The 25,102-nt window shown below is 61.9% G+C and carries 23 protein-coding genes; 15 read left to right on the top strand and 8 right to left on the bottom strand.

The window, feature by feature from the left end; all coding sequences use genetic code 11:
- The first annotated feature begins 26 nt into the window (after positions 1–26).
- From AC07YV_RS20530 to AC07YV_RS20520, 3 genes are all read left to right on the top strand, one after another.
- Complete coding sequence (locus tag AC07YV_RS20530; RefSeq protein ID WP_102700947.1) at positions 27–1,676, top strand: acyl-CoA dehydrogenase family protein; 1,650 nt, start codon at positions 27–29, stop codon at positions 1,674–1,676.
- A gap of 187 nt (positions 1,677–1,863) precedes the next feature.
- Complete coding sequence (amn, locus tag AC07YV_RS20525) at positions 1,864–3,363, top strand: AMP nucleosidase (RefSeq protein ID WP_172435715.1); 1,500 nt, start codon at positions 1,864–1,866, stop codon at positions 3,361–3,363.
- 71 nt (positions 3,364–3,434) lie between these two features.
- Entirely contained in the window at positions 3,435–4,073 is a 639-nt protein-coding gene (locus AC07YV_RS20520) for a pseudouridine synthase (protein WP_095965705.1), read from the top strand.
- Here AC07YV_RS20520 and AC07YV_RS20515 read toward each other — a convergent pair.
- Positions 4,068–4,277 carry a DUF2788 domain-containing protein gene (locus AC07YV_RS20515; protein WP_007975837.1) on the bottom strand — a complete coding sequence of 70 codons (210 nt, stop codon included), beginning with the start codon at positions 4,275–4,277 and terminating at the stop codon, positions 4,068–4,070. The two genes, AC07YV_RS20520 and AC07YV_RS20515, sit on opposite strands and share 6 nt — an antisense overlap.
- Positions 4,278–4,485: 208 nt before the next feature.
- Positions 4,486–4,965 carry an Lrp/AsnC family transcriptional regulator gene (locus AC07YV_RS20510; protein ID WP_007937367.1) on the bottom strand — a complete coding sequence of 160 codons (480 nt, stop codon included), beginning with the start codon at positions 4,963–4,965 and terminating at the stop codon, positions 4,486–4,488.
- 438 nt (positions 4,966–5,403) lie between these two features.
- Between AC07YV_RS20510 and AC07YV_RS20505 the strand changes: the two genes are divergently transcribed.
- Positions 5,404–6,465, top strand: coding sequence for a DUF6515 family protein (locus AC07YV_RS20505; RefSeq protein ID WP_102700948.1), 1,062 nt, complete (start codon positions 5,404–5,406; stop codon positions 6,463–6,465).
- Here AC07YV_RS20505 and AC07YV_RS20500 read toward each other — a convergent pair.
- Complete coding sequence (locus AC07YV_RS20500; protein ID WP_102700949.1) at positions 6,459–7,355, bottom strand: cation diffusion facilitator family transporter; 897 nt, start codon at positions 7,353–7,355, stop codon at positions 6,459–6,461. The two genes, AC07YV_RS20505 and AC07YV_RS20500, sit on opposite strands and share 7 nt — an antisense overlap.
- Positions 7,356–7,395: 40 nt before the next feature.
- Positions 7,396–7,815, bottom strand: a complete 420-nt coding sequence (gene pmcY / locus AC07YV_RS20495; protein ID WP_007975830.1) for a periplasmic Zn2+ metallochaperone PmcY — start codon at positions 7,813–7,815, stop codon at positions 7,396–7,398.
- 109 nt (positions 7,816–7,924) lie between these two features.
- Here pmcY and hrpB point away from each other — a divergent pair, with 109 nt between their 5' ends.
- Entirely contained in the window at positions 7,925–10,441 is a 2,517-nt protein-coding gene (gene hrpB / locus AC07YV_RS20490; protein WP_102700950.1) for an ATP-dependent helicase HrpB, read from the top strand.
- 90 nt (positions 10,442–10,531) lie between these two features.
- Here the strand turns inward: hrpB and AC07YV_RS20485 are convergent, their stop codons facing one another.
- Complete coding sequence (locus AC07YV_RS20485) at positions 10,532–11,461, bottom strand: LysR substrate-binding domain-containing protein (protein ID WP_102700951.1); 930 nt, start codon at positions 11,459–11,461, stop codon at positions 10,532–10,534.
- Between the two features lie 226 nt (positions 11,462–11,687).
- Between AC07YV_RS20485 and AC07YV_RS20480 the strand changes: the two genes are divergently transcribed.
- From AC07YV_RS20480 to AC07YV_RS20460, 5 genes are all read left to right on the top strand, one after another.
- Positions 11,688–13,178, top strand: a complete 1,491-nt coding sequence (locus AC07YV_RS20480) for an aldehyde dehydrogenase (protein WP_102700952.1) — start codon at positions 11,688–11,690, stop codon at positions 13,176–13,178.
- Between the two features lie 21 nt (positions 13,179–13,199).
- The gene (locus AC07YV_RS20475; protein WP_102700953.1) at positions 13,200–14,570 is read left to right on the top strand and encodes an aspartate aminotransferase family protein; all 1,371 of its coding nucleotides are present in this window, start codon (positions 13,200–13,202) and stop codon (positions 14,568–14,570) included.
- 395 nt (positions 14,571–14,965) lie between these two features.
- On the top strand, positions 14,966–15,952 hold the full coding sequence (locus AC07YV_RS20470; RefSeq protein ID WP_102700954.1) for an ABC transporter substrate-binding protein: 987 nt from the start codon (positions 14,966–14,968) through the stop codon (positions 15,950–15,952).
- An 8-nt stretch (positions 15,953–15,960) separates the two neighbouring features.
- Positions 15,961–16,764: an ABC transporter permease gene (locus AC07YV_RS20465; RefSeq protein WP_007975817.1), complete on the top strand. Its 804-nt coding sequence runs from the start codon at positions 15,961–15,963 to the stop codon at positions 16,762–16,764.
- Positions 16,752–17,585, top strand: coding sequence for an ABC transporter ATP-binding protein (locus AC07YV_RS20460; RefSeq protein WP_102700955.1), 834 nt, complete (start codon positions 16,752–16,754; stop codon positions 17,583–17,585). The genes AC07YV_RS20465 and AC07YV_RS20460 overlap by 13 nt, the downstream gene beginning before the upstream one ends.
- 144 nt (positions 17,586–17,729) lie before the next feature.
- Here the strand turns inward: AC07YV_RS20460 and AC07YV_RS20455 are convergent, their stop codons facing one another.
- Positions 17,730–18,809, bottom strand: a complete 1,080-nt coding sequence (locus AC07YV_RS20455; protein WP_102700956.1) for an endonuclease/exonuclease/phosphatase family protein — start codon at positions 18,807–18,809, stop codon at positions 17,730–17,732.
- Between the two features lie 66 nt (positions 18,810–18,875).
- Positions 18,876–19,550: a YciC family protein gene (locus AC07YV_RS20450; protein WP_102673646.1), complete on the bottom strand. Its 675-nt coding sequence runs from the start codon at positions 19,548–19,550 to the stop codon at positions 18,876–18,878.
- A gap of 178 nt (positions 19,551–19,728) precedes the next feature.
- Between AC07YV_RS20450 and AC07YV_RS20445 the strand changes: the two genes are divergently transcribed.
- The 3 genes from AC07YV_RS20445 (at position 19,729) to AC07YV_RS20435 (ending at position 21,811) form a co-directional block, all read left to right on the top strand.
- Positions 19,729–20,505 (top strand): DUF2076 domain-containing protein, encoded by a 777-nt coding sequence (locus tag AC07YV_RS20445; protein WP_102700957.1) that lies wholly within the window; start codon positions 19,729–19,731, stop codon positions 20,503–20,505.
- Between the two features lie 198 nt (positions 20,506–20,703).
- Entirely contained in the window at positions 20,704–21,183 is a 480-nt protein-coding gene (locus tag AC07YV_RS20440; protein ID WP_015096943.1) for a LabA-like NYN domain-containing protein, read from the top strand.
- 22 nt (positions 21,184–21,205) lie between these two features.
- Positions 21,206–21,811: a 3'-5' exonuclease gene (locus AC07YV_RS20435; protein ID WP_007975805.1), complete on the top strand. Its 606-nt coding sequence runs from the start codon at positions 21,206–21,208 to the stop codon at positions 21,809–21,811.
- A 137-nt stretch (positions 21,812–21,948) separates the two neighbouring features.
- On the opposite strand, the gene AC07YV_RS20430 is transcribed toward AC07YV_RS20435, so the two are convergent.
- Entirely contained in the window at positions 21,949–22,404 is a 456-nt protein-coding gene (locus AC07YV_RS20430; protein ID WP_007994028.1) for an Lrp/AsnC family transcriptional regulator, read from the bottom strand.
- A gap of 164 nt (positions 22,405–22,568) precedes the next feature.
- Between AC07YV_RS20430 and yedA the strand changes: the two genes are divergently transcribed.
- Complete coding sequence (gene yedA, locus AC07YV_RS20425; RefSeq protein ID WP_102700959.1) at positions 22,569–23,501, top strand: drug/metabolite exporter YedA; 933 nt, start codon at positions 22,569–22,571, stop codon at positions 23,499–23,501.
- A 78-nt stretch (positions 23,502–23,579) separates the two neighbouring features.
- Complete coding sequence (gene rhlE1, locus AC07YV_RS20420; RefSeq protein ID WP_015096940.1) at positions 23,580–24,920, top strand: RNA helicase RhlE1; 1,341 nt, start codon at positions 23,580–23,582, stop codon at positions 24,918–24,920.
- The last annotated feature ends 182 nt before the right edge of the window (positions 24,921–25,102 follow it).

Below are 25,102 nucleotides of genomic sequence, written 5' to 3'. Positions count from 1 at the left end.
CCTTGGCCGACCAAAGGAGCCCAGTCATGAACCTGCATCAGTTTGCCGAAACCCACGAAGTCACCAACCAGCCACCGTCACTGGACGGCGCCAACCTGTACCGCATCGACTTGCCGTTGCAGGAATGGTCGCGACGGTTCGGGGCCGGTTGGGCCGAATCGCGGATCGACGCTTACGGGGCGCTGGCCGGTGGCCCGTTGATGGAAGCCGGGTTCCTCGCCAATCAGAACAAGCCGGTGTTCAACAGTCATGACCGCTTTGGTCATCGCATCGATCTGGTGGAATTTCATCCGGCCTATCACCAACTGATGCGCACGGCAGTCGAGCACGGCCTGACCTCGTTGCCCTGGGCGCACCCGCAGGACGGCGCTCATGTGGCCCGCGCCAGCATGTCGTATCTGCACAGCCAGGCCGAAGCCGGCAGCGGCTGCCCGTTGACCATGACCTTCGCCAGCGTTCCGGCCATGCGTCTGCAACCGGACCTGGCGCAAAAGTGGTTGCCGAAAATCCTCGCCACCGAATACGACCCGCGCAACGTCGGCATGGCCCACAAGGCCGGGGTCACCATTGGCATGGCCATGACCGAGAAACAGGGTGGCACCGATGTGCGGGCCAATACCACCAAGGCGTATCCGGTTGGAGCCAGCGGTCCGGGCCAGGCCTATGAGTTGGTGGGGCACAAATGGTTTTGCTCGGCGCCGATGTGCGACGCCTTCCTGACACTGGCGCAGACCGACAAGGGCCTGACCTGTTTCCTGCTGCCGCGCCATCGCCCGGACGACACACGCAATCAGTTCTACATCCAGCGCCTGAAGAACAAGCTCGGCAATTGTTCCAACGCTTCCAGCGAAGTGGAGTTCCGCGGCGCACTGGCGTGGATGGTCGGTGAAGAGGGGCGTGGCGTTCCGACGATCATCGAGATGGTCGCCATGACCCGCTTCGATTGCATGGTCGGTTCCAGTTCGCTGATGCGTCAGGCGCTGACCCAGGCCAGTCATCATTGCGCTCATCGTTCGGTCGGCGGCAAAGTGCTCAGCGAACAGCCGTTGATGCAGAACGTGCTAGCGGACCTGGCGCTGGAAAGCGAAGCCGCCCTGGCCTTGAGCCTGCGCATGGGCCGGGCGCTGGATCATCTGGATGATTCGCAGGAAGCCAGGTTCGCCCGGTTGGTAACGGCGGTGGGCAAGTACTGGATCTGCAAGCGCGCGCCGGCGATGATCAATGAAGCCGCCGAATGCATGGGCGGCGCGGGTTATGTCGAAGACAGCATTCTGCCGCGGCTTTACCGCGAGGCGCCGGTGAATTCGACGTGGGAAGGATCCGGCAACGTGCAGTGCCTGGACGTGTTGCGTGCCCTGTCAAAAGAACCGGGTGTTCTCGATGCACTGTTCAGCGAGTTGGGCGACGGCCATGGCGACAAGCGCCTTGCCGCGCACATCCAGCAATTGCAGGCAGCCTTCAAGGACACCAGCGACATCCAGTACCGCGCCCGGCAACTGACTGAAGACATTGCCTTGGGATTGCAGGCCAAGTTGCTGCTGGAAGCCGGGAATTCGGTGGTCAGTGATGCCTTCATCGCCAGTCGCCTGGACGGTGGCGGGCGAGTGTACGGCGCGTTGCCACGTGGGTTGGATGTGGAAGCCATTGTCGCCCGTTCGACCCCGCAAGGTTTCTGATCCCAGGTGCGAGGTCACCACTGGGCCAATGTGGGAGCGGGCTTGCTCGCGAATACGGTTTCACATTCAACCTTGATGTGACTGACTGGCCGCTTTCGCGAGCAAGCCCGCTCCCACATTTGATCGGCGGCGCGCCCCGGGGTTTGTGTAGTAATCACTGTTCCCGTGAAGCGACGATGCAGGCAAGATGAAGGTCTGCAAGTCAGAACACAGGATGCTGATCGTGACCGAAGCTTTTATTGTCGTTCAAACCGCCGAGCAAGCCGTGGATCGGCTCGCACTCTTGCACAATCGTGCAACCACCGCGCTGAGTCAGGCGCTCAAGCGTTACCTCAAGGATCGCGTCGAGCCTGATGCCGAGCAGCGGGCGTTGTTCCGTTATCCCGAGCTGCGCCTGACCTACCACTGTCAGGGCGAAGTCCCGCAGACCACCCGTGCCTATGCCAAGGTCCAGCTGCCGGGCACCTACAGCGTCACCGTCACCCATCCGTCGGCTTTCCGTAAGTACCTGCTGGAACAACTGGTTCCGTTGATGCACGACTTCACCGTCACGGTGGAAGTCGGTGTCAGCCAGCAGAACATCCCGTATCCGTATGTGGTCGAGCAGGGCGATGAGCTGGGAGGTTCCGGCGTCACCGCCGCCGTGCTGGCGCGGGTATTCCCGAGTACCGACCTGTCGGCCGCGACCGACGGCATTGCCGACGGTTTATACGACTGGGAAAACACCGATCCGCTACCGCTGGCCCTTTTCGATGCCGCACGGGTGGATTTCTCCCTGCGCCGACTGGTGCATTACACCGGCAGCGACTGGCGCCATGTGCAGCCGTGGATTCTGTTGACCAACTACCACCGCTATGTCGACCAGTTCATCGTCCACGGCCTGGAACAGTTGCGCCAGGACCCGCGCTTCGTGCGCATGGTGCTGCCGGGTAACGTGATCATCGAAAAGAGCATGGATCACGGCGAAGCGTCGGCGATTGCCGCCGGCGTGGTCTGGCACCGTTACCAGATGCCGGCCTATCACCTGATCGCCAGTGACGGCCACGGCGTGACCCTGGTCAACATCGGTGTCGGCCCGTCCAACGCCAAGAACATCACCGACCATCTCGCCGTTCTGCGTCCGCATTGCTGGCTGATGATCGGCCACTGCGGCGGCCTGCGTCAGTCGCAGACGATTGGCGACTACGTGCTGGCCCACGCCTACATGCGCCGCGACGGCATTCTCGACCGGGTCGTGCCGCCGAACATTCCGATTCCGGCCCTGGCCGAAGTGCAGCTTGCGCTTCAGCAGGCGGCGGCCAACATCACCGGCGAGAAGGGTGACGAGCTGAAAAAGCGCCTGCGCACCGGCACCGTGCTGACCTACGACGACCGTAACTGGGAGCTGCGCTGGGCGCAGGAACGGCCGCTGATCAACCTGTCCCGCGCTGTGGCGGTGGACATGGAAAGTGGCACCATCGCTGCCCAGGGTTATCGTTTGCGGGTGCCGTACGGCACGCTGCTCTGCGTCTCGGACAAACCGCTGCACAGCGAAATCAAGTTGCCGGGCTCGGCCAACGCCTTCTATGAGCGCGCGGTCAGCCAGCACTTGAAAATCGGTATCGAGGCGGTGGATCTGTTGCGCACCGAGCTCAACTCACTGCACTCGCGCAAACTGCGCAGCTTCGACGAGCCACCGTTCCGCTAACGGTTGTCATGGTCATTTGACGGTTGGGGCACTAGCATTGGCAGCCCTGACCGTTAGATGTTTCCTTTCTCATGTCTCGTCCTCCTCAACGTCCCGTTTCCCGCCGCCCTGGCACGAAACCGTCGCCTGCAGCCCCGCGCCGTGTCGCCAAGGCACCACCGGCCGAGCCGAAGCTGATCCTGTTCAACAAACCCTTCGATGTGCTGACGCAATTCAGCGACGGCGAAGGGCGCGCGACGCTCAAGGACTACATCGATGTACCGGGAATCTATCCGGCGGGACGGCTGGATCGCGACAGCGAAGGCTTGTTGCTGTTGACCAACGACGGCCAGCTTCAGGCACGGATCGCCGACCCGAAGCACAAACTGGCCAAGACCTATTGGGTGCAGGTCGAGGGCGAGCCGAGCGCCGAGCAGTTGCAGCGTCTGCGTGACGGCGTTGAATTGAACGATGGCATGACCTTGCCCGCCGAGGCGCGGCAACTGGACGAGCCCGAGCTATGGCCGCGCAATCCGCCGGTGCGCTTTCGCAAAAGCGTGCCGACCAGTTGGCTGGAGTTGGTGATTCGCGAAGGGCGCAACCGGCAGGTGCGGCGCATGACCGCTGCGGTCGGTTTGCCGACCTTGCGTCTGGTGCGGGTCAGAATCGGTGACTGGACGATCGAAGGGCTCGATCAGGGTCAGTGGAAAGAAGTACCGGCGCGCTTATAAGGCGCCGGATTCGATCAGGCCGATCACCACGCTCTTGATGATGAACGCGGCCACGCCCAGGCCCAGGACGAAGAACAGGATGAACGAGCCAAAGCGCCCGGCCTTGGACTTCTTCGCCAGATCCCAGACGATGAAACCCATGAAAATGATCAGGATCGTGACCAGGCCGGTCATCATCCACTCTTCAAAGACTGCAGGATCCATCGAACATCTCCAGCGCGGGCGAGGCTAAAAGGGCGCGGGGAGTATACGCCTCGCTGGCTGCGTGCAGTATTGACCTGCGTCGGTGTGTCGCAGTCATTCGTCGCCCGGTCCGTCCTGTAGGAGCTGCCGCAGGCTGCGATCTTTTGATCTTAAAAAAATCAAGATCAAAAGATCGCAGCCTTCGGCAGCTCCTACAGGGTGGGGTGTCTTAACTGCGCAGGTGAGTCAAAGGCAGTTCGGTGCTGTTGAGCACCTGGTTCAGCACAAAACTCGAACGCACGCTGGTCACGCCTTCAATCCGGGTCAGATGCCCGAGCAGCAGTTTCTGGTAGTGATCCATGTCCGGCACCACGACCTTGAGTTGATAGTCGGCATCCATCCCGGTCACCAGGCTGCATTCGAGCACTTGGGGCAAGGTGCGAATGGCTGCTTCGAAGTTCTCGAAACGTTCCGGCGTATGACGGTCCATACCGATCAGCACGTAGGCCGTCAGGCTCAGGCCGAGCATTTTGCGGTCGAGCAGGGCGACCTGACGGGAAATGTAGCCGTCGTCTTCCAGTTGCTTGACCCGCCGCGAGCACGGCGAAGGCGACAGACCGATGCGCTCGGCCAACTCCTGGTTGGAGATGCGTGCGTCGCGCTGCAATTCCGCCAAAATACTCAGGTCGTAACGATCGAGCTTGCTCATCAATCAGTCCTTTGTCGTAACTATTGCGGCGGATTATGTATCCGGGGTTAAAAATTGCGCAAGTGGTGTTTAATTGAGCAATCTTCGCAATCCTCTGTCGGCGCTTGCGGCCTATTCTTATCACCAGAATCACTGCTCGGACAAACAGTCCAGTGCGGCTCGCCCAATCAGGCCCGCCGCGGTCGCCACCCCCACCGGGGATGTGCCGGCCCCCGAGCTACACACTGTCCAGAAGACGGCGTGAGGTGAGCCGGCGCCACAAGCGTTGAGCCAGGACGAAGTTCTCCAAGGGGAGGCCGACGGGTCTCCCCTTTTTCTTGCGTGGAATTTGACCCTCCTGGCCTCAATAAATAAGTTTCGTGACTGATAACCTGTCGCAGAACCGGCCACTGCTTTCCCAGTCTTACGTACAGGCCCTGACCCGCAATGAGGATAAGCATGAAATCGCGCTTCTGGCGTTTGGCCGGTGTTGGTTTGCTGTGTGTCAGTGTCACTGCGCAAACGCTGGCCGATGAGCAGCAAAACCGTGGCCATGATGGCGGGCAGCACGGCCAGGATGGGCATCAGGGTGGTAACCAGGGGGGTAGTCAGGGCCATGGTGGCAACAACCAGCCACGCCCGCAGAACGGCCCGCCACAGAACCCGCCGCGTGCGCAGAACAACGACAACCGCCAGTACGAGCACAACGGCCAGAATCAACATCAGAACAATAGCCAGCGGCAGCCCCGTCCAGCGCCGGATTTCAACAGCCCGGTTCGCTCACCGCCGCCACCGCCGCAGGCACCGGCCACTGACATGCCGATCCAGCCGCGCCCGGACACCGTGCGCCAGACCCAGCCGCCGCGGCGCGGTGACTATCAGGATCAGCCGCATCGCAACGATTACAATCAGCGCTGGAAGGGCTATGTCGGTGCGCCGACCAATGACAATCACTGGGACGGACGCCCGAGCGGACACGGTAACGGCTGGGGGCCAGGTCCCAGGTATCGCCCCGGCCAGCTGATCGACCGCTTCCCCGAGCGTAACTTCCGCGTGCCTTACCGTGGCATGGATTACTACTATTCCGGTGGCTACTGGTATCGCCCGCTGGGCCCGCGTTATGAGGTGGTAGTGCCACCCCGCGGGATTCGCGTCAGCTACCTTCCTGATTATGCCGAGCAGGTGTGGATCGGCGGGGCGCTGCTGTTCCTCGCGGCCGGTTCGTATTACGCCTATCAGGAGAGCACCCGGGATTACGTCGTGGTCGAGCCGCCGGTTGGCCAACCACAGTCGCCACCACTGGCCGCCAGCAATGGTTATGACGTGGAGGCGTACCCGGCCAACGGCCAGTCGCCGGAGCAGGTCAATCGCGATGGCTACGAGTGTTATCAATACGCGGTGCAGCAGAGTGGTTTCGATCCACGTACCGCCACCTACCAGCCAGACCCGTCGGTGGTGCAAGCCTACCGGCAGGCCCAGGGCAGTTGCCTGAGCAGTCGTGGTTATCAGGTGAACTACTGAGTCCGAGCGGTTTTCACCACTTCCTGCGGGTCGGCGTGCACCAGCACTTCGGCTCGCGGGTAGGCGTCGTGAATGGCCGCGGCAGCCTGATCGCTGATGCCGTGGGCCACTGACAGCGTCAATTCCCCCGGCAGTTCCAGATGCAATTGCACAAACCACTGGTTGCCGGAGATCCGCGTGCGCAGGTCATGGGCACCCAGCACGCCGGGCACGCTGCACGCCAATTCCAGCATGTGCTGGCTGACCTCCTGCGGCAGTTCTTCATCCATCAACACCGCAAAGCTCTCCCGGGCGATCTGCACTGCGCTCCACAGAATGTAGGCAGCGATTCCCAGACCGAACCAGGGGTCGACCTGATGCAGTCCAAACCCGGCCAGCACCAGCGCGATCAGAATGCTGCCGTTGAGCAGCAGGTCCGAACGGTAGTGCAGGGAGTCGGCGCGCACCGCGTTGGAGCCGGTGGCCTTGACCACCCGATGTTGAAACATCAACAACCCCAGGGTCAGTACGAGGGAGAACACAATCACGCCGATACTGATCCACGGCGCGCCGACCGGTTCGGGGTGTTTGAGCCGATCATAGGCCTGCAACGCAATCAGTACCGCACTGCCGCCAATGAACAACGCCTGGGCCATGCCCGCCAACGACTCGGCCTTGCCGTGCCCGTAGCGATGATCATTGTCGGCGGGGCGCAGGGCGTAATGCACCGCCAGCAGGTTGAGCAATGACGTGACGCCGTCGAGTGCCGAGTCGGTAAGCCCGGCGAGCATGCTCACCGAGCCGCTCAGCCACCAGGCGATGGCTTTGGCGATGATCAACGTGCACGCCACCGCCACCGAGGCACGGGTCGCCAGCCGCAGCAGGCGGGCGTGTTCGGAGCTGGAGGTCATAGTGGTCATCGTTCCTTGAAGAGTCCTTCGTGCGCAGGGATTACGCGGCCGGTTGCAGGCCGAACATCGCCAGTTGTTGGGCGCTGCCTTTGCTCTGGATCAGGCGTGGATCGTCCAGCGGGAAGCTGCGGCCCAGCTCGCTTTCCAGAATAGTCTGCAACTTGCGGTTATCGACCTGGCCGTCGGGGCCGATGGCGTCCTTGAGTTTTTGCGGATCGACCTGGGCGGTCTTGCCCGGCTCGAAATAAATCGCGCCGGTGGCGAAGTCCACGGCAAACGCGATCAGGCCGGGGATGATGTAGAACAGCAGGCCCACGGCATCGAGCGCGGCGATGGCCGGGTCGATCTTGCCTTCGATCTGGCCACGGCGATCGGGATAGAAAATCGACCCGCAGGCGGTCACTTGAGTCAGCAGGGTTGCGACCAGAACACCGCCAATCAGGCGAAAGGGAGCACGCATATGAAATCTCCTGGGTAATCTCGAAACGAAACGTCGTCGGTATGAATTAAGACCCTGACGAACGCCTGGCAGTTCGCCGTTATACTCGGCCCTCTGTTTTGGAGCCAGCATGATTTCTTTGCCGATCGATGAAGTTTTACCCGCCCTGCGTGAAGCCCTCGCTACACGCCACGAAGCCGTGCTCGAAGCACCGCCCGGTGCCGGTAAAACCACCCGCGTACCCTTGGCCTTGCTCAACGAGCCGTGGCTCACCGGGCAGACCATCCTGATGCTCGAACCCCGCCGCTTGGCCGCACGCGCAGCGGCGGAGCGGCTGGCCAGTGAGCTGGGGGAAAAGGTCGGCGAAACCGTGGGCTATCGCATTCGCCTCGACAGCAAGGTCGGCCCCAATACCCGAATCGAAGTGGTCACCGAAGGCATACTCACCCGGCGCCTGCAGGATGACCCGGCGCTGGAAGGCGTTGGCCTGCTGATCTTCGACGAATTCCACGAGCGCAGCCTCGATGCTGACCTGGCCTTGGCCCTGAGCCTCAATGGCCGCGAACTGTTCCGTGACGACCAGCCGCTGAAAATCCTCTTGATGTCCGCCACGCTTGAAGGCGAACGCTTGGCCGGGTTGCTCGACGACGCGCCGATCCTGCGCAGCGAAGGACGCATGTACCCAGTGGCGATGCGCTGGGGCCGGCCGTTCCAGGCCGGTGAATTCATCGAGCCGCGCCTGGTGCAGACCCTCCTCGAAGCCTTGAACGACGAGACCGGCAGCGTGCTGGTGTTTCTGCCGGGGCAAGCGGAAATCCGCCGCGTGCATCAGCAATTGGCCGATGCCTTGGGTGACAACCCACAGGTTCTGCTGTGTCCGTTGCACGGTGAACTGGACCTGACGGCGCAACGGGCGGCGATCGATCCGGCGCCGCCGGGCAAGCGCAAAGTGGTGCTGGCCACCAACATCGCCGAAACCAGTTTGACCATCGACGGCGTGCGCGTGGTGATCGATGCCGGGCTGGCGCGGGTGCCGCGTTTCGACCCGGGCAGCGGCATGACCCGTCTCGACACCCAGCGCATTTCCAAGGCCAGTGCGACCCAGCGTGCGGGCCGGGCCGGGCGTCTGGAGCCCGGTGTTTGTTATCGCCTGTGGTCCCAGGACCAGCACGAGCAACTGGCGGCTTATGGCAGCGCGGAAATCCTCTCGGCGGACCTTGCCGGGCTGGCCCTGCAATTGGCGCGCTGGGGTGTGACACCCGGGCAACTGGTGTGGCTTGACGTGCCACCGGCCGCTGCTTATGCACAGGCTCAGGATCTGCTCGAACGCCTGGGCGCACTGGACGGCGAAGCGCTGACCCGTCACGGCCAGGCCATGGCCGAACTGCCGGCCCATCCGCGTATCGCGCATTTGCTGTTGCGCGGCCAGGCGCTGGGACTGGCGGATATGGCTTGCGACGTCGCCGCACTGCTCGGCGAGCGCGATATCTTGCGTGGCGCCGGGGCGGACTTGCACAGCCGCCTGGTATTGCTGTCTGGCGAAGAACGCGCCGCACGTGGCGCGCAGGGTGGCGTGCAACGCGCACGGCAACTGGCGCGGCAATACCGTGGTTACTTGCGCGGCAAAGCCTCGGAGCCGGTCAGCGATCCTGATCACCCGCGCTGGCTCGGTGCATTGCTGGCGTTGGCCTATCCCGACCGCGTCGCCCAACAACGGCGCGCCGGTGGTGCGGAATATCGCTTGGCCAACGGACGTGCCGCGCTGTTCGCCGAGGCCGACAGCCTGATGAAGCAACCGTGGCTGGTGATCGCCGATCTAGGCAGTCGCCAGGGGCAACGTGAAGAGCGGATTTACCTGGCGACGGATTTCGATCCGGCGCTGTTCGACTCAGTGCTGGCCGAGCAGGTTCGCTGTGTCGATCAACTGGATTGGGACGAGCGCGAGGGCGTGCTGCGGGCCGAGCGTCAGCGCAAGGTTGGCGAATTGATCCTCAGCCGTGAACCGCTCACCGGCCTCGACGAAACTGCCCGCAGCCAGGCACTGGTGAACCTGGTGCGACGCAAAGGCCTGGAGCTGTTGCCGTGGACCCCGGAACTGCGTCAGTGGCAGGCGCGGGTCGCGTTGTTGCGGCAACTGGACCTCGCCGGCAAGGGCGAGAGCGAGTGGCCGGATGTCAGCGATGCAGCGTTGCTCAAAAGCCTGGAACACTGGCTGATGCCGTATCTGGGCAAGGTTTCGCGTCTCAGTCACTTCGCCAATCTGGACCTGTCGAGCATCGTCCACAACTTGCTGCCGTGGCCGTTGCCGCAGCGACTCGACGAGCTGGCGCCGCATCATTTGAGTGTGCCGTCGGGCTCATCGATTCGCCTGGACTACAGCGAACAGCCGCCGATTCTGGCGGTGCGGCTGCAGGAGTTGTTCGGCCTGGCCGAAACCCCGCGCATCGCCGGAGGGCGGCAAGTGGTCAAGCTGCATCTGTTGTCCCCGGCGCGGCGGCCGGTGCAGGTGACGCAGGACCTGGCGAACTTCTGGCGCAGCACCTACGCCGAAGTGAAGAAGGATTTGAAGGGACGTTATCCCAAGCATTACTGGCCGGATGATCCGCTGGTGGCCGAAGCGACTGCGCGGATCAAGCCGAGGAAGTAATCGCATCGCGATTACGTAGGAGCTGCCGCAGGCTGCGATCTTTTGATCTTGATTTTTTCAAGAGCAAAAGATCGCAGCCTGCGGCAGCTCCTACAGAGGGCGGTGTGATCGTTCGGATTTCGCCGTGAGTTGTTCGCGGCAATAGTCGGCAAACAACTGCGCCGGTTTGGTCAGTTGCCCGCGCTTGAGCCAGGCCGCCACCAGCCCGGAGCCCGTTACGTCTTCGGCGATGTCGACGCACACCACTTTCTGCCCGTCGTAGGTGCACTCCGAATGCGGCTTGGTCACCAGGATCGAGAAGCCGAACCCCTGTCCAACCATGCCGCGAACCATCTCGATCGATGGCGAGCTGAAGGCAATGCGCGGGGTCAGGTCCAGCTCTTCGAACAGGCTGACGAAATAGGTCCGGCTCGGCTGCACGTCCAAAAGAATCATCGGCTCCAGGCACAGGTCCCGCAGTGAGACTTGTGCCTGCTGGGCAAAACGGTGATCGGCCGGTAGCAGCGCGTAAGGCCGTTGCGCCGGCATCAAGGGTTCGGTTGCGATGGTGCCGTCGAGATCGTGCTCATAGAGGATCGCCAGATCGAAGGCACCGGAGGTCAGGCCCTGCACCAGTTCTTGCTGTTCGCCGTCGCGGATGCGGATTTCCACCCCCGGGTACAACGCCGAAAACCCGGCGATCAATTGCGGCAGGTACAGCGGCGCGACGGTTTCGAAGCAGCCGATATCGATCTGCCCGGACACCACATCGTTGTCGGCCAGGGCGTTCTGCTCGAACTCCTTGGCCATGCGCAGCAGTTCCTGGGCCTTGCGGTAGAAGCGTGCACCGCTGGGCGTCAATGACACGCCCTGGGCGTGATGGCGAATCAGCAGTTGCACACCGAAGCTGTCTTCCAGCCCTTTGATGGCCGTGGAGATCGACGGCTGGGCGATGTACAGCTTGCGCGAGGCCTCGGCGACGCTGCCGCACTCGACGGTGGTGATGAAGTATTTCAGTTGACGCAGATTGTAGGCAGCCACAGCAAACCTCGGGGGAGAACGAATCAGGCATCCAGGCAATTTGCGCGCCACCCCTATCCGCTCGGGTAGCGATTTGTTGTGGTTGAACAATAACCACATGCTGCGCCAGAAGGGAGATTGGCTACGTAGTTTTTTCTTGGCCTGCGAACACATTTTTACTGGTTTTCCACCGCTCGGGCCTGAGCGACTATCCAATACACAAGAATGTCCTCTGGAGCATCCGATCGTGTTCGAGCTTGAGTATTGGCAACGCAAGGCCGCTTCCCTGCGGTTTCCCGACCAGGCTGTGATCGATGGCCAGCGCCGTGCGGCGCAGTCGGGGCAGACTTTCGCCGCGATCAACCCCGCCACCGGGCAATGCCTGGCCAATGTCGCAGCCTGTGGCGAGGAAGATGTGAACGCGGCGGTGCGCAATGCGCGGCAAGTGTTTGAAGCCGGCACCTGGTCGGCACGTTCGCCGACTGAACGTAAACAAGTGCTGCTGCGCCTGGCCGACTTGATCCTCGAAAACCGTGAAGAACTGGCGCTGCTCGATTCGCTGAACATGGGCAAGCCCGTCACGGACGCCTACAACATCGATGTGCCGGGTGCCGCCGGGGTGTTCCGCTGGTACGCCGAAAGCCTCGACAAACTCTACGACCAGGTCGCACCGAGCGCGCAGAACGTGCTGGCGACCATCACCCGCGAAGCCCTTGGCGTGGTGGCTGCCGTGGTGCCGTGGAATTTTCCGCTGGACATGGCCGCGTGGAAACTCGCCCCGGCCCTGGCCGCGGGTAACTCGGTGATTCTCAAGCCGGCCGAGCAGTCGCCGTTTTCGGCCTTGCGTCTGGCGGAGCTGGCGCTTGAGGCTGGTGTGCCTGCGGGTGTGTTGAACGTACTGCCGGGCCTGGGCGAGCAAACCGGCAAGGCCCTCGGCCTGCACCCGGACGTCGACTGCCTGGTGTTCACCGGCTCCACTGAGGTCGGCAAATATTTCATGCAGTACTCGGCACAATCGAACCTGAAACAGGTGTGGCTGGAGTGCGGCGGCAAGAGTGCCAACCTGGTGTTCGCCGATTGTCAGGACCTGGATCTGGCTGCCGAAAAAGCCGCGTTCGGCATCTTTTTCAATCAGGGCGAAGTCTGTTCGGCCAACTCGCGATTGCTGGTGCAGCGCTCGATTCATGACGCGTTCGTCGAACGCCTCAAGGCCCAGGCCGAACGCTGGTTGCCGGGCGATCCGCTGGACCCGTCGAGCGCCGCCGGTGCCATCGTCGACAGCCGTCAGACCGCGCGCATCATGAAGTTCATCCAGCAGGCCGAGCAGCAAGGTGCGACCAGGATCTGTGGCGGTCGACAGTCGATCTTCAACGGCTCCGACAACTTCATCCAGCCGACGATCTTTACCGGCGTGACGTCGGACATGCCGCTGTTTCGCGACGAAGTATTCGGCCCGGTTCTGGCCGTCACGGCGTTCGACGACGAGGCCCATGCGTTGCAATTGGCCAACGACAGCGTCTACGGTCTGGCGGCTTCGCTGTGGACCGACGACCTCAACCGCGCCCACCGCGTGGCGCGACAATTGCGAGCGGGTACGGTGTCGGTCAACAGCGTCGATGCACTGGACGTGACCGTACCTTTTGGCGGCGGCAAGCAGTCCGGTTTCGGCCGCGACCTGTCCCTGCATTCATTCGATAAATACACCCAGTTGAAGACCACCTGGTTTCAATTGCGCTGATAACAAAACGGAGAACAGGCGATGACCACACCACGTGAAACCCGCGACTACCAGGCCGCCGACGCTGCGCACCACATCCATGCGTTCGTCGATCAGAAAGCCCTCAACGACGAGGGACCACGGGTGATGGTCCGTGGCGAGCGCCTGCACCTGTGGGACAACGATGGCCGCCGTTACCTCGACGGCATGTCCGGGCTGTGGTGCACCAACCTCGGTTACGGGCGCAAGGACCTGGCGGCCGCGGCGAGCCAGCAGCTGGAACAGCTGCCGTACTACAACATGTTTTTCCACACCACCCACCCGCAGGTGATCGAGCTGTCCGAGCTGCTGTTCAGCCTGCTGCCGGGTCACTACAGCCACGCGATCTACACCAACTCCGGCTCCGAGGCCAACGAGGTGTTGATCCGCACGGTGCGGCGTTACTGGCAGGTGCTCGGCAAGCCCGAGAAGAAAATCATGATCGGCCGCTGGAACGGTTACCACGGTTCGACCCTGGCCGCGACGGCACTGGGCGGCATGAAGTTCATGCACGAAATGGGCGGCATGATTCCGGACATCGAGCACATCGACGAGCCGTACTTCTTCGCTCACGAGGGCAACCTGACGCCGGCGGAATTCGGTCTGCGCGCGGCCCGGCAACTGGAAGCGAAGATTCTCGAACTGGGTGCGGACAAGGTCGCAGGCTTCATCGCCGAGCCGTTCCAGGGTGCCGGCGGGATGATCTTCCCGCCGGAAAGCTACTGGCCGGAAATCCAGCGCATCTGCCGCCAGTACGATGTGCTGCTGTGCGCCGATGAAGTGATCGGCGGCTTCGGTCGCACCGGCGAATGGTTCGCCCACGAGTACTTCGGTTTCGAGCCGGACACCCTGTCCATCGCCAAGGGCCTGACCTCGGGCTATATCCCCATGGGCGGCTTGATCCTGTCGAAGAAAATGGCCTCGGTGCTGGTGGAGCAGGGCGGTGTGTTTGCCCACGGCCTGACCTATTCCGGGCACCCGGTGGCGGCGGCGGTGGCGATTGCCAACCTCAAGGCCCTGCGCGATGAAGGCGTGGTGACGCGGGTCAAGGACGACATCGGCCCGTACCTGCAACAGTGCCTGCGCGAAGTGTTCGGTAAGCATCCGTTGGTGGGCGATATCCAGGGTACCGGCATGGTCGCGGCGCTGCAGCTGGCCGAAGACAAAAACAGCCGCAAGCGTTTTGCCAACGAGAACGACATTGCGTGGCGCTGCCGTACGATTGGTTTTGAAGAGGGGGTGATCATTCGCTCCACACTGGGGCGGATGATCATGGCGCCGGCGTTGATTGCCAGCCGTGAAGAGATTGACGAGTTGATTGCCAAGACCTTGAAAGCGGTGGATCGAACGGCGCAGGAATACGGCCGGCTCTGACATCACCTGAAGGTCCTGCGGACCTTATTCGCGAGCAGGCTCGCTCCCACATTGGATTTATGTCGATCTCAGTAATAGGGTCGGCGTAGACCCCCTGTGGGAGCGAGCCTGCTCGCGAATGCTATTGACCATTCGACACATTTTTCATGCCTTGCACTGACCTTGTGCATCCTCGCCATTGCCGCCTTTTGGCGGTGCGCGCTAACCAGTTTTTTCATCACTCGCATCCACAAATTTCCTCATTTTCCTAATCCCGCCCTTGGGCCAACATCGATCTCGCCAGCCCGCCGAATGCTGCCCGCCGAAGGGTCCCTCAGAGACCACAGGTTGCAGCTGATTCAGGGCTCGCCGTACTGCCCATGACAAAACTAAATCAACAGCTTTGGGAGTGCTCCATGATCAAGTCCTTGCTTACGCGCGTTGTCCATCCACTGGCGGTCACCGCCATCGCCGCGACGGTCGCTACCAGCGCCCAGGCCGGCACCCTGTCCATCGGCCATACCACCTGGGTCGGCTACGGCACCCTGTACCTGGCCCAGGACCTGGGCTACTTCAAGGAAAACGGTTTGACCGTCGAATTGCCGGTGGTCGAAGAAGCGGCGATGTACATGGCCGCACAAGCGTCCGGCGAGTTGTCCGGCTCGGCGTCGACCATCGACGAGGTGCTCAAGTACCGTCCGCAATTCTGCTTCAAGGCCGTGGCCGCGCTGGACGACAGCCATGGTGGTGACGGCGTGCTGGTGGGCAAGGACGTCAAGAGTCTGCAAGAGCTCAAAGGCAAGGCCGTTGCGGTCAACGAAGGTTCGACCTCGCAGTTCTGGTTGTCGTATCTGCTGAAAAAGAACGGCATGAAAATGAGCGACATCACCGTGCAGAACATGACGGCCGACGATGCCGCCACCGCGTTCATCGCCGGTCGCGTACCCGCTGCCGTGACCTGGGAGCCGCACCTGTCGATGGTGCGCGACAAGCAGCAGGGCAAGGTACTGATCGACAGCAGCAGCACGCCGGGCGTGATCGTCGACGTGGTGGCGCTGAACTGCAGCGTCATCGAGAAACAGCCGGAAGACGTCAAGGCACTGGTGGCCGGTTTGTACAAAGCCGTGCAGTACACCAAGGATCATCCGCAGGAAGCCTACAAAATCATGGCCAAGGGTGTCGGCGGTTACCTGGCCGATCCGAAGGAAATGGAAGCGGCCGCCCAGGGCGTGCGCTTCTACGATCAGGCCATGAGCGAAAAGCTGCTGGGTTCGCCGGGCAAGCCGGGTGACAGCGCACCGCTGATCAAACTGGCCAACGAGACCGCCAGCGAGCTGCAAGGCAAGCCCTACAACGTCAGCAATGACGACCTGATCGACAACCGCTTCGTCACCCCGCTCTAGGAGGCTGCATGTTCAAGCGCAATTCGTGGCTGAGCCGCTGCATCACGCCCAAGACCGGTTTGCCGGTCTCGGTGATCTGGAGCGCGAGCGGCCTGGCCTGGGTGCTGTTGGTCGGCCTGTGGGCCGGGTTGTCCTACGGCGGTGTGGTGCCGGGCATGTTCCTGCCGACCCCGGGCGCGGTGGTCGAGGCCGCCGTGCGCCTCGGTCGCGACGGCACCCTCGGCCAGCACGTGTGGGCCAGCGTTGAAGTGGTGATGGTCGGTTTCATTGTCTCGTCCCTGGTGGCGGTGCCGCTGGGGCTGTTGATGGGCAGCTTCCGCATCGTCCAGGCGTTCCTGGAGCCGATGGTCAACTTCATTCGCTACCTGCCGGTGACTTCGTTCGTACCGCTGTTCATCCTGTGGATCGGCATCGGTCTGGAGCAGCGGGTCTCGGTGATCATTTTCGGCGTGTTCTTCCAGCAACTGGTGATGATCGCGGACGTGTCCAAAGGCATCTCCAAGGACCTGATCAACGCCTCCTATACCCTCGGTTCGAACCGTCGTGACGCGGTGCTACACGTGATCGCTCCAGCTTCGCTACCCGGCGTGCTCGATACCCTGCGCGTCACCATGGGCTGGGCCTGGACTTACCTGGTGGTAGCTGAACTGGTCGCCGCTTCCAGTGGCCTGGGTTACCTGAGCCTCAAGGCCATGCGCGGCTTCCAGGTGGATGTGATTTTCCTCGCCATCGCGATCATCGGCCTGCTGGGCCTGGTCACCGATCAACTGTTCCGTTTCCTTCGTCTGAGGATTACCGCATGGGCTCAGTAACCGCCGCCACTCATCGTTTTTTCGCCCCTCAGGCTGCCCCGGTGAACGCGCCTCGGCTGCAGGTGGACAAGGTCAGCCTGCGTTACAAGAAGCCGGATGGCGGGACCTTTACCGCGTTGGAAGAAGTGTCGTTCGAGGTCCCGGACCAGCAGTTCGCCGTACTGGTAGGCCCTTCGGGCTGCGGCAAGTCGAGCCTGCTGTACCTCACCGCCGGCCTGGCCGAACCTACGTCGGGGGCGATCTACGTCGGCGGCCAACAGGTGGAGGGCCCCGGCGCGGATCGCGGCATGGTGTTCCAGAGCTACACGCTGTTCCCGTGGCTGACCGTGCGGCAGAACGTCGAATTCGGCCTCAAGCGGCGCGGCATGCCGGCGGCGCAGCGCAAGGATATTGTCGACTACTACGTCAATGAAGTGGGCCTGAGCGGCTTTGCCGACAACTACGCCAAGCAGCTGTCCGGCGGGATGATGCAGCGCGTCGCCATCGCCCGCGCGCTGGCCAACGACCCGCAGATCCTGCTGATGGACGAACCCTTCGGCGCCCTCGACAGCCAGACGCGCCTGCAAATGCAGCAGTTGTTGCTGCGGGTGTGGGGCAACAGCAAGAAGACCGTGTTGTTCGTGACCCACGACATCGACGAGGCGATTCTGCTCGGCGACCGGGTCTATGTCATGGGCGCCAGGCCGGGGCGGATCAAGCAGATCCTCGATGTGCCGATCGATCGTCCGCGTAACCTGGACATGGTCATGGAGCGCTCGTTCATCGAGATGAAGCGCGAGATCTTCGGGCTGCTGCATGACGATCTGGAAGAGGTGCATTAAGCCTGATTCCAGCCCATGCACTATCCCTGTGGGAGCGAGCTTGCTCGCGATAGCGATTTGTCATTCAACAATGATGTCGACTGACACGACGCCATCGCGAGCAAGCTCGCTCCCACAGGTTTTGCATCTGACTTGAATGAGGGGCTAGGGTGTTGCGGGTAGAAGGAACCGCGCAATCACCGGCAAGTGATCGGAGATACGCAACGTATCGTCCTGCCGCACCATGGCCTCCACCCGTTTGATCCGCGGACTGTAGAACAGGTAGTCGACGGTCCGGTCCGGGCCGTTCAGCCCGGGGTCGTTCGGGTAGTGGGTCAGCCAGCGCTCGCGGTCGATCCCGCTGGCTTCGTTGTTGGTCGGGATCATCGGGTATTTGTCCCACAGCAGGTGCAACGGGCTGTCGGCGGAGTAGGGTGCGCGTTGTGCATCGGACAGGCGTCGATATTGACCCAGCGGCAACAGGTTGAAATCCCCGCCGATCAACCACGGTGTGCCACGGCTTTCGAGTTTATCGAGGGTCCTGGCCACGGCGTTCACCTGGTTTTGCAAGGTGTTGTCGGCATGTGTCGCACGTTCCAGATGGGTATTGAGCACCGCCATCTGCCCACCGTCACTCAACGGCAAGTAGCTCACCAGCAAGGCGTTTCTGGGGTTGAATTGGCGGCTGAGCGGATTGCCCGAGGCGACGGGCAGTTGCAGGCGTTGGGCATGTTCGATCCGGTAACGGCTCAGGGTTGCCAGTTGCCGGCCGACGCTGCCGAAGATATGCGGGTCCGGTACGAAGTCGGCCTTCCAGTCGAAGGCGCTGACACTGCATGGGTACAAATCGGCGAGCCGTTCCTGCAGCAGTTTGAACTGGTGCTGGTAATCGCTGGTCTTGGCGCCGTCGTCCAGCTCCTGCAACAGCACGACATCCGGTTGTTCGTCGCGAATCACCCGCGCCACTTCGTCGAGGCTGAAGGCCATGTCTTCCGTTGTGGGGCGTTCGTCGGTACCGGCGGCCAGGTCATTCCAGAACACGTAACGCTTGCCGGCCAGGAACTGGACGTTCCAGGTCATCACTTTCAGTGCCTGGCCGGGGACCAGGGTGGGTGCCTGGGGACTGCAACTGACGGGCAACTCTTCTTTGGCGTCGGGGCGCCAGGTCAGGCTGTAGGTCATCACGGCGATCAGGCCGATCACGATCAGCAGGCCCAGCAGGGTGTGGCGCAGTAGACGGGTCATGGCTCGGCTTATTGGCGTTGCAAAATTGTTCCCGAGCATACCCGAGAGCGATGGGCGCGCCTAACGTCAGAGCGAGCTGTCATTGCTCTCAGGTAACGGGTTGATCAGCATGAACAGACGGAACAGCACCACGCTGGTAAACAGCTGCAGGAAACTGTGGGCGCTGTCGATCAGCAGCGAGATCACCGGGTTCTGCGGTTCGGGGTACACCGCCAGGGTCGCCCCCTTGAGCAGCCACAGCGGCCCCATCACACACAGAATGCACAACAGGATGCGCAGGAAGTGACCTTGGGTCATGCGCAGGCTTTCCTTCATGGCCGCCAGCGGCGCCATGCCGCGCAACACCAGCAGGTATTCGCCAAACGCCAGGGTCACCATCAGATAGATACCCGGCAGGAAATACAGCGACAGGCCCAACAGAATCAGCACGGTATTGAGCGCCGTCAGCAGGGCGAAACGCGGCCACAGGCTCGCCGCCATCGCCAGCAGGTCGCGATTGCGCGGCGACTCGCCCCGGCTGCGAGCATCAAGAAACAGGATCAGCGCGGCGGTGTACAGCGGATACACCAGCAAGCCGACAATCACGCTGATGCCGGGGAAGCTGTCCGGTTCGGTGGAGTGGTCGACCACTTGTTGCAGCAGCGCCTCAAAAATGACCAGCGGCAGGCACAGCTGCACGATCTGGCCCAGATTGCGCTTGAAGAAATACAGGGAGTCGCGCAGCACATCTAACGGATTCATCGGTTGGTATCGCAGGTTGGAAGCAGTGGTCCACTTTAACCGATCAAGTGCCGGGAGACGCAAACGTAAACGTTCAGTAAAGGTCATTGAAACAGTTTGTTTCAGCCTCCATTAAGGTCGGGCACCTTATCCTCATTGGATAAAGGCAACGATTTTCCCGGCAATCTACGAGGTCGCCATGAACAGCGAAGAACAAACCCTGATCGATGGACTGTTTTCCCGGCTGCAACAGGCCGAAACGGACTCAGCCCCGCGCGACGCCCAGGCCGAGGCGCGGATCAAGGAACACCTGACGCGCCAGCCTGCGGCAGGATATTTCATGACCCAGGCGATTCTGGTGCAGGAGGCAGCGATCAAGAGCCTCGATGAGCAGAACCAGCAACTGACCCGGCAAGTCCAGCAATTGCAGGCCGAACTGCAACAGGCCAAGGCCCAGGCGACCCCGGCTCCGGCGTCGGGCAGCGGTGGCTTTTTGTCGAGTATCTTTGGCGGCGCTTCCCGTGATCCACAACCGGCACCGACCCAGAGCTCGGCGCCATCGAGCGGTGGCTGGCGTGAATCGGGACGCTCGTCGTTCGGTTCGCAAGCACCACAGCAGAACTTCGGTGCTCCGCAACAGAATTTTCCACAACAGGGCTATGCCCCGCAGCAGCAAGCACCGGCAGCGGCCGGCAGCAGTTTCCTCGGTGGTGCGCTGAAAACCGCCGCTGGCGTGGCGGGTGGCGTGATGCTGGCACAAGGCATCAGCAGCCTGTTCCATCACAATCAGCAACCGGAAGTCGTCGAAGTGATCAAGGAAGAGCCGGCCCAGGTCAACGACCAGGGCAACAATGGCTGGGGCGATGACCAGCGCATGGCCGGCAATGATTCCTGGAGCAGCGATCAGGGCGGCTTCAGCGACGCTGACTACAGCGATGACTCGCTGTTCGGCGGCGACGACGATTCCTTCGTCTGACACCCAGTTGCGAGGGAGCTTGCTCCCGTTGGACTGCGTAGCAGGCCCCCTCGGACTCCAAAGTAACGGGGCTGCTTCGCACCCCAACGGGAGCAAGCTCCCTCGCCACATAGCCGATTATTCGCGGAACAATCCTCTGGGCTGGCATACTGGGCGACCTTTCGGGCCTGGTGCCTGATTCAGCCTTGAGGAAAGCCGGTGAAAAAAATCGCAGTGTTCGCCGATGTCCAGAACCTCTACTACACCGTGCGTCAGGCTTATGGTTGCCACTTCAACTATGCCGCGCTGTGGGCTGACATCAGCCAGCAGGGCGAGATCGTCGAAGCCTACGCCTACGCCATCGACCGTGGCGACAGCAAACAGCAGCAGTTCCAGCAGATCCTGCGCAACCTCGGTTTCACCGTGAAACTCAAGCCGTACATCCAGCGCAGCGATGGTTCGGCCAAGGGTGACTGGGACGTGGGCATCACGCTCGACATCATGGATGCCGCCGACCATGTCGATGAAATCGTCCTGGCTTCTGGCGATGGCGATTTCGACATGCTGCTCGAGCGGATCATCAGCAAGCATGGCGTGCAAGCCGTGGCCTACGGCGTACCGGGGCTGACCGCCAACTCGCTGATCCGCGCCGCCAGCCGCTACGTGCCGATCGAAGGCGCGTTGCTGCTCAAGAATTGATTTTTACGGAGTTGAACCAGGTTTGGAACGCATCGCAGTCATCGACTTTGAAACCACCGGGATCTCCCCGAGCAGCAGCTGCCGGGCCACGGAAATTGCCGTGGTGATCCTTGAACAGGGGCGCATCGTCGAGCGTTACCAAAGCCTGATGAATGCCGGCGTGCGCGTCCCGGCTTTCATCGAGCAGCTCACCGGCATCAGCAACGCCATGCTGCGCACCGCGCCGTCGGCGGAGCAGGTGATGAACGAAGTGAATGAGTTCGTCGGCACCACACCCTTGCTCGCGCACAACGCCGCGTTCGACCAGAAATTCTGGGACTTCGAACTCGGGCGAATCAAGCGCACCCGCTTGCAGAACTTTGCCTGCTCGCTGCTGTTGGCCCGCCGCCTGATGCCCGCCGCACCGAACCACAAACTCGGCACCCTCACCACGTTTGCCAACCTGCCGCACACCGGCAAGGCCCACCGGGCCATGGCCGATGCCGAGATGGCGGCCAACCTGACGGCGCACCTGGAGGAAGAGTTGCTGCAGAAGCATGGCCTGCGCGAGCTGTCCCATGACTTGCTGTGCAAGTTGCAGAAGGTGCCGGCGGCGAAGGTGGGTGAACATCTCAAGCGCTATCGCTGATCCCGAACTCACCACAAGTCCCCTGTAGGAGCGAGCCTGCTCGCGATGGTCGCCAACGATAACGCGGGAAACCTGACACCCCGCACTGTTCTCGGGTTCATCGCGAGCAGGCTCGCTCCTACAGGTTCCGCGTTGGATCAAAGCTTGCCGTTGCCTTCGATATGCCCCAACGGCACCCGCTTCTCTATCGCACTGGACAACACGATCGACGTCTTGCTGAACCCGAACGTGGCGATCCGGTTGATCAGTTCTTCCAGCTCCGGCATCGAGCCCACCGCGGCTTGCATGATCACGCACGGATCGCCGGTCACCCGATGGCATTCGGTCAATTGCGGGATTTTGATCAGGTCGTCGTAGGCCTTCTGGTTGCCGTGCTGGTTCAGGCGCAGTTCGATCACGCACTGGATCGGCAGGCCGAGCTTGGCCATGTCGACCTTTGCCTGATAGCCGGTGATCACGCCACTGGCTTCGAGCTTGGCCACGCGCTCGGCCACGGCGGGGGCCGACAGATTGACCTTGCGCGCCAGGTCTGCGTAGGACGCGCGACCATTTTCCAGCAGGGCGCTGAGCAGCATGCGGTCGTATTTGTCCATGGGGCGACTCCTGAAAGTGGTCGACTTTCGAAAACATGGTTTATAGCGCTGAACTCCGTGTTTTGAAAAGTGTACTGGCGCTTTAAACAGGTTTTGTAACTTATTTTCCGTCGCCAGCCTTTCTAGAATAGCCGTTCACTTGTCCTTGCCTGTGAGCTGCCCCCATGTCCGGCCTTCGTCGCTTTCCCTTACCTTTGATCGCTGCCTTTTTCGCCTTGTACGTAATTTGGGGCTCGACTTACCTGGTGATCCGTATCGGTGTGGAATATTGGCCACCGCTGCTGCTCGCCGGGATCCGCTTCGTCATTGCAGGGACCTTGATGTACGCCTTCCTGCGCTGGCGCGGGGCGCCGGCACCGACCTGGGCACAGTGGAAAGCCGCCGGGGTCATTGGCGTGTTGCTGCTTGCCTGTGGCAATGGCGCAGTCAGTGTCGCCGAGCACACCGGGGTGGCTTCTGGCGTCGCCGCATTGGCGGTGGCGACGGTGCCGCTGTTTACCTTGCTGTGCGGATATTTCTGGGGCGCACGTAATACCCGTCTCGAATGGGCCGGGATTGTGCTCGGGCTGATCGGCATTGCCATGCTCAACCTGGGTTCCAACCTGCAATCGAGTCCATTGGGGGCGGCGTTGCTGATCTTTGCGGCGGCGACCTGGGCGTTCGGCTCTGTTTGGAGCAAACACCTGCCGTTGCCTCAGGGCGCGATGGCCAGCGCTGTGGAAATGCTGGTGGGCGGCGTCGTGTTGCTGTTTGCCAGCGCAGTCAGCGGTGAACACCTGGAAAAGGTGCCGCCCATCGAAGGGTGGGCAGCCCTGGCGTACTTGACCGTGTTCGGCTCGATCATCGCCTTCAACGCCTACATGTACCTGTTGAAACACGTGCGCCCGGCGGTGGCTACCAGTTATGCCTACGTCAATCCTGCGGTGGCGGTGTTGCTGGGGATCGTGTTTGTCGGCGAGACCATCGGCATCGAAGAAGCACTGGCGATGGCGGTGATCATCAGCGCCGTGGTCTTGATTGGCCTGCCGCAGTGGCGTCGCGCGCCAGAGCGGCCGGTGGTGACGTCGGCAGTACCGACAGAATCCCGAGTGAATTAGGGTAAACTGCGCGGCATTGCATCTTGTTTTGCACACTTGTTTTGAACAACCCGCGCTGAATTTTCCTACGGTACTCCCATGACTTTCGCCACCCTTGGCCTGATCGAACCCTTGCTGCGCTCCCTTGAGACGCTCGGCTACCAGACTCCGACGCCGGTTCAGGCGCAAGCCATTCCGGCGGTGCTGGCCGGTCGAGACCTGATGGCCGCCGCCCAGACCGGCACCGGCAAGACGGCCGGTTTCGCCCTGCCGCTGTTGCAACTGCTGGCCATGGAAGGGCCGAAAGTCACCGCCAACTCGGTCCGCGCGTTGATCCTGGTACCGACCCGCGAGCTGGCCGAGCAGGTTCACGAAGCCGTGCGCCAGTACGCCGAAAACCTGCCGCTGCGTACTTACGCGGTGTACGGCGGCGTCAGCATCAACCCGCAAATGATGAAGCTGCGCAGCGGTGTCGATCTGCTGGTGGCAACCCCGGGCCGCTTGCTCGACCTGTTCCGCCAGAACGCGCTGAAGTTCAACCAGCTGCAAACCCTGGTGCTGGACGAAGCCGACCGCATGCTCGACCTGGGCTTTTCCGAGGAGCTGGCGAACATTTATCGCGCGCTGCCGAAGAAACGTCAGACGCTGCTGTTCTCCGCGACCTTCTCCGATGACATCCGCCTGCTGGCCGGGCAGATGCTCAACGACCCGCTGAGCATTGAAGTCAGCCCGCGCAACGTGGCGGCCAATACGGTCAAACAATGGATCGTAACGGTGGACAAGAAGCGCAAGCCGGAACTGTTCGTGCACCTGATGCGCAAGGGTAAGTGGAAGCAGGTGCTGGTGTTCGCCAAGACCCGCAACGGCGTGGATGCGCTGGTGGAAAAACTCCAGGGCTTGGGCATCAACGCCGACGGCATCCACGGCGACAAACCCCAGGCGACCCGCCAGCGCGCGCTCGACCGCTTCAAGGCGAGTGAAGTGCAGATTCTGGTCGCTACCGACGTGGCGGCCCGCGGCCTGGACATCGAAGACCTGCCGCTGGTGGTCAACTTCGACTTGCCGATCGTCGCCGAGGATTACATCCATCGCATCGGTCGTACCGGCCGCGCGGGCTCGACCGGCGAGGCGATTTCCCTGGTGTGCGCCGATGAAGTGAATCTGCTGTCGGCCATCGAGATGCTGACCCGCCAGACCTTGAAGCGGCAGAACGAGCCGGACTTCGAACCGGAGCACCGCGTACCGGACACCGATGCCAGCGGTCAGGTCGTCAAGAAGCCGAAAAAACCGAAGAAGCCCAAGGCTTCCGGTGGTGGCGGTGGTAAACGCAATCTTGGCAAGTGGGTGGATAGCGGAGAGGTTGCACCGGCGGAGCCTTCGATCAAGCCGGTGCGCAAGGTACCGGTGTTCAATACCGGGCCGCGTAAGCGCAAGCCTTAATAGCTTCAGCGACCGTTCGACCGCCATCGCGAGCAAGCTCGCTCCCACAGGATCCATGTCGTACACAAATTATGTGTTCACTGAAGATTAATGTGGGAGCGAGCTTGAACTGGCCTAATGATTTTGGACACTTCAATCGGGCGCTATGATGGCGCCCAAATCTGAGGTGTTTGGCTATGCGT

It is taken from the genome of Pseudomonas sp. GW456-E7 (assembly GCF_059424105.1).
The sequence above is the reverse complement of the archived record's forward strand: the minus strand, read 5'-3'. Positions and strand labels throughout refer to the sequence as shown.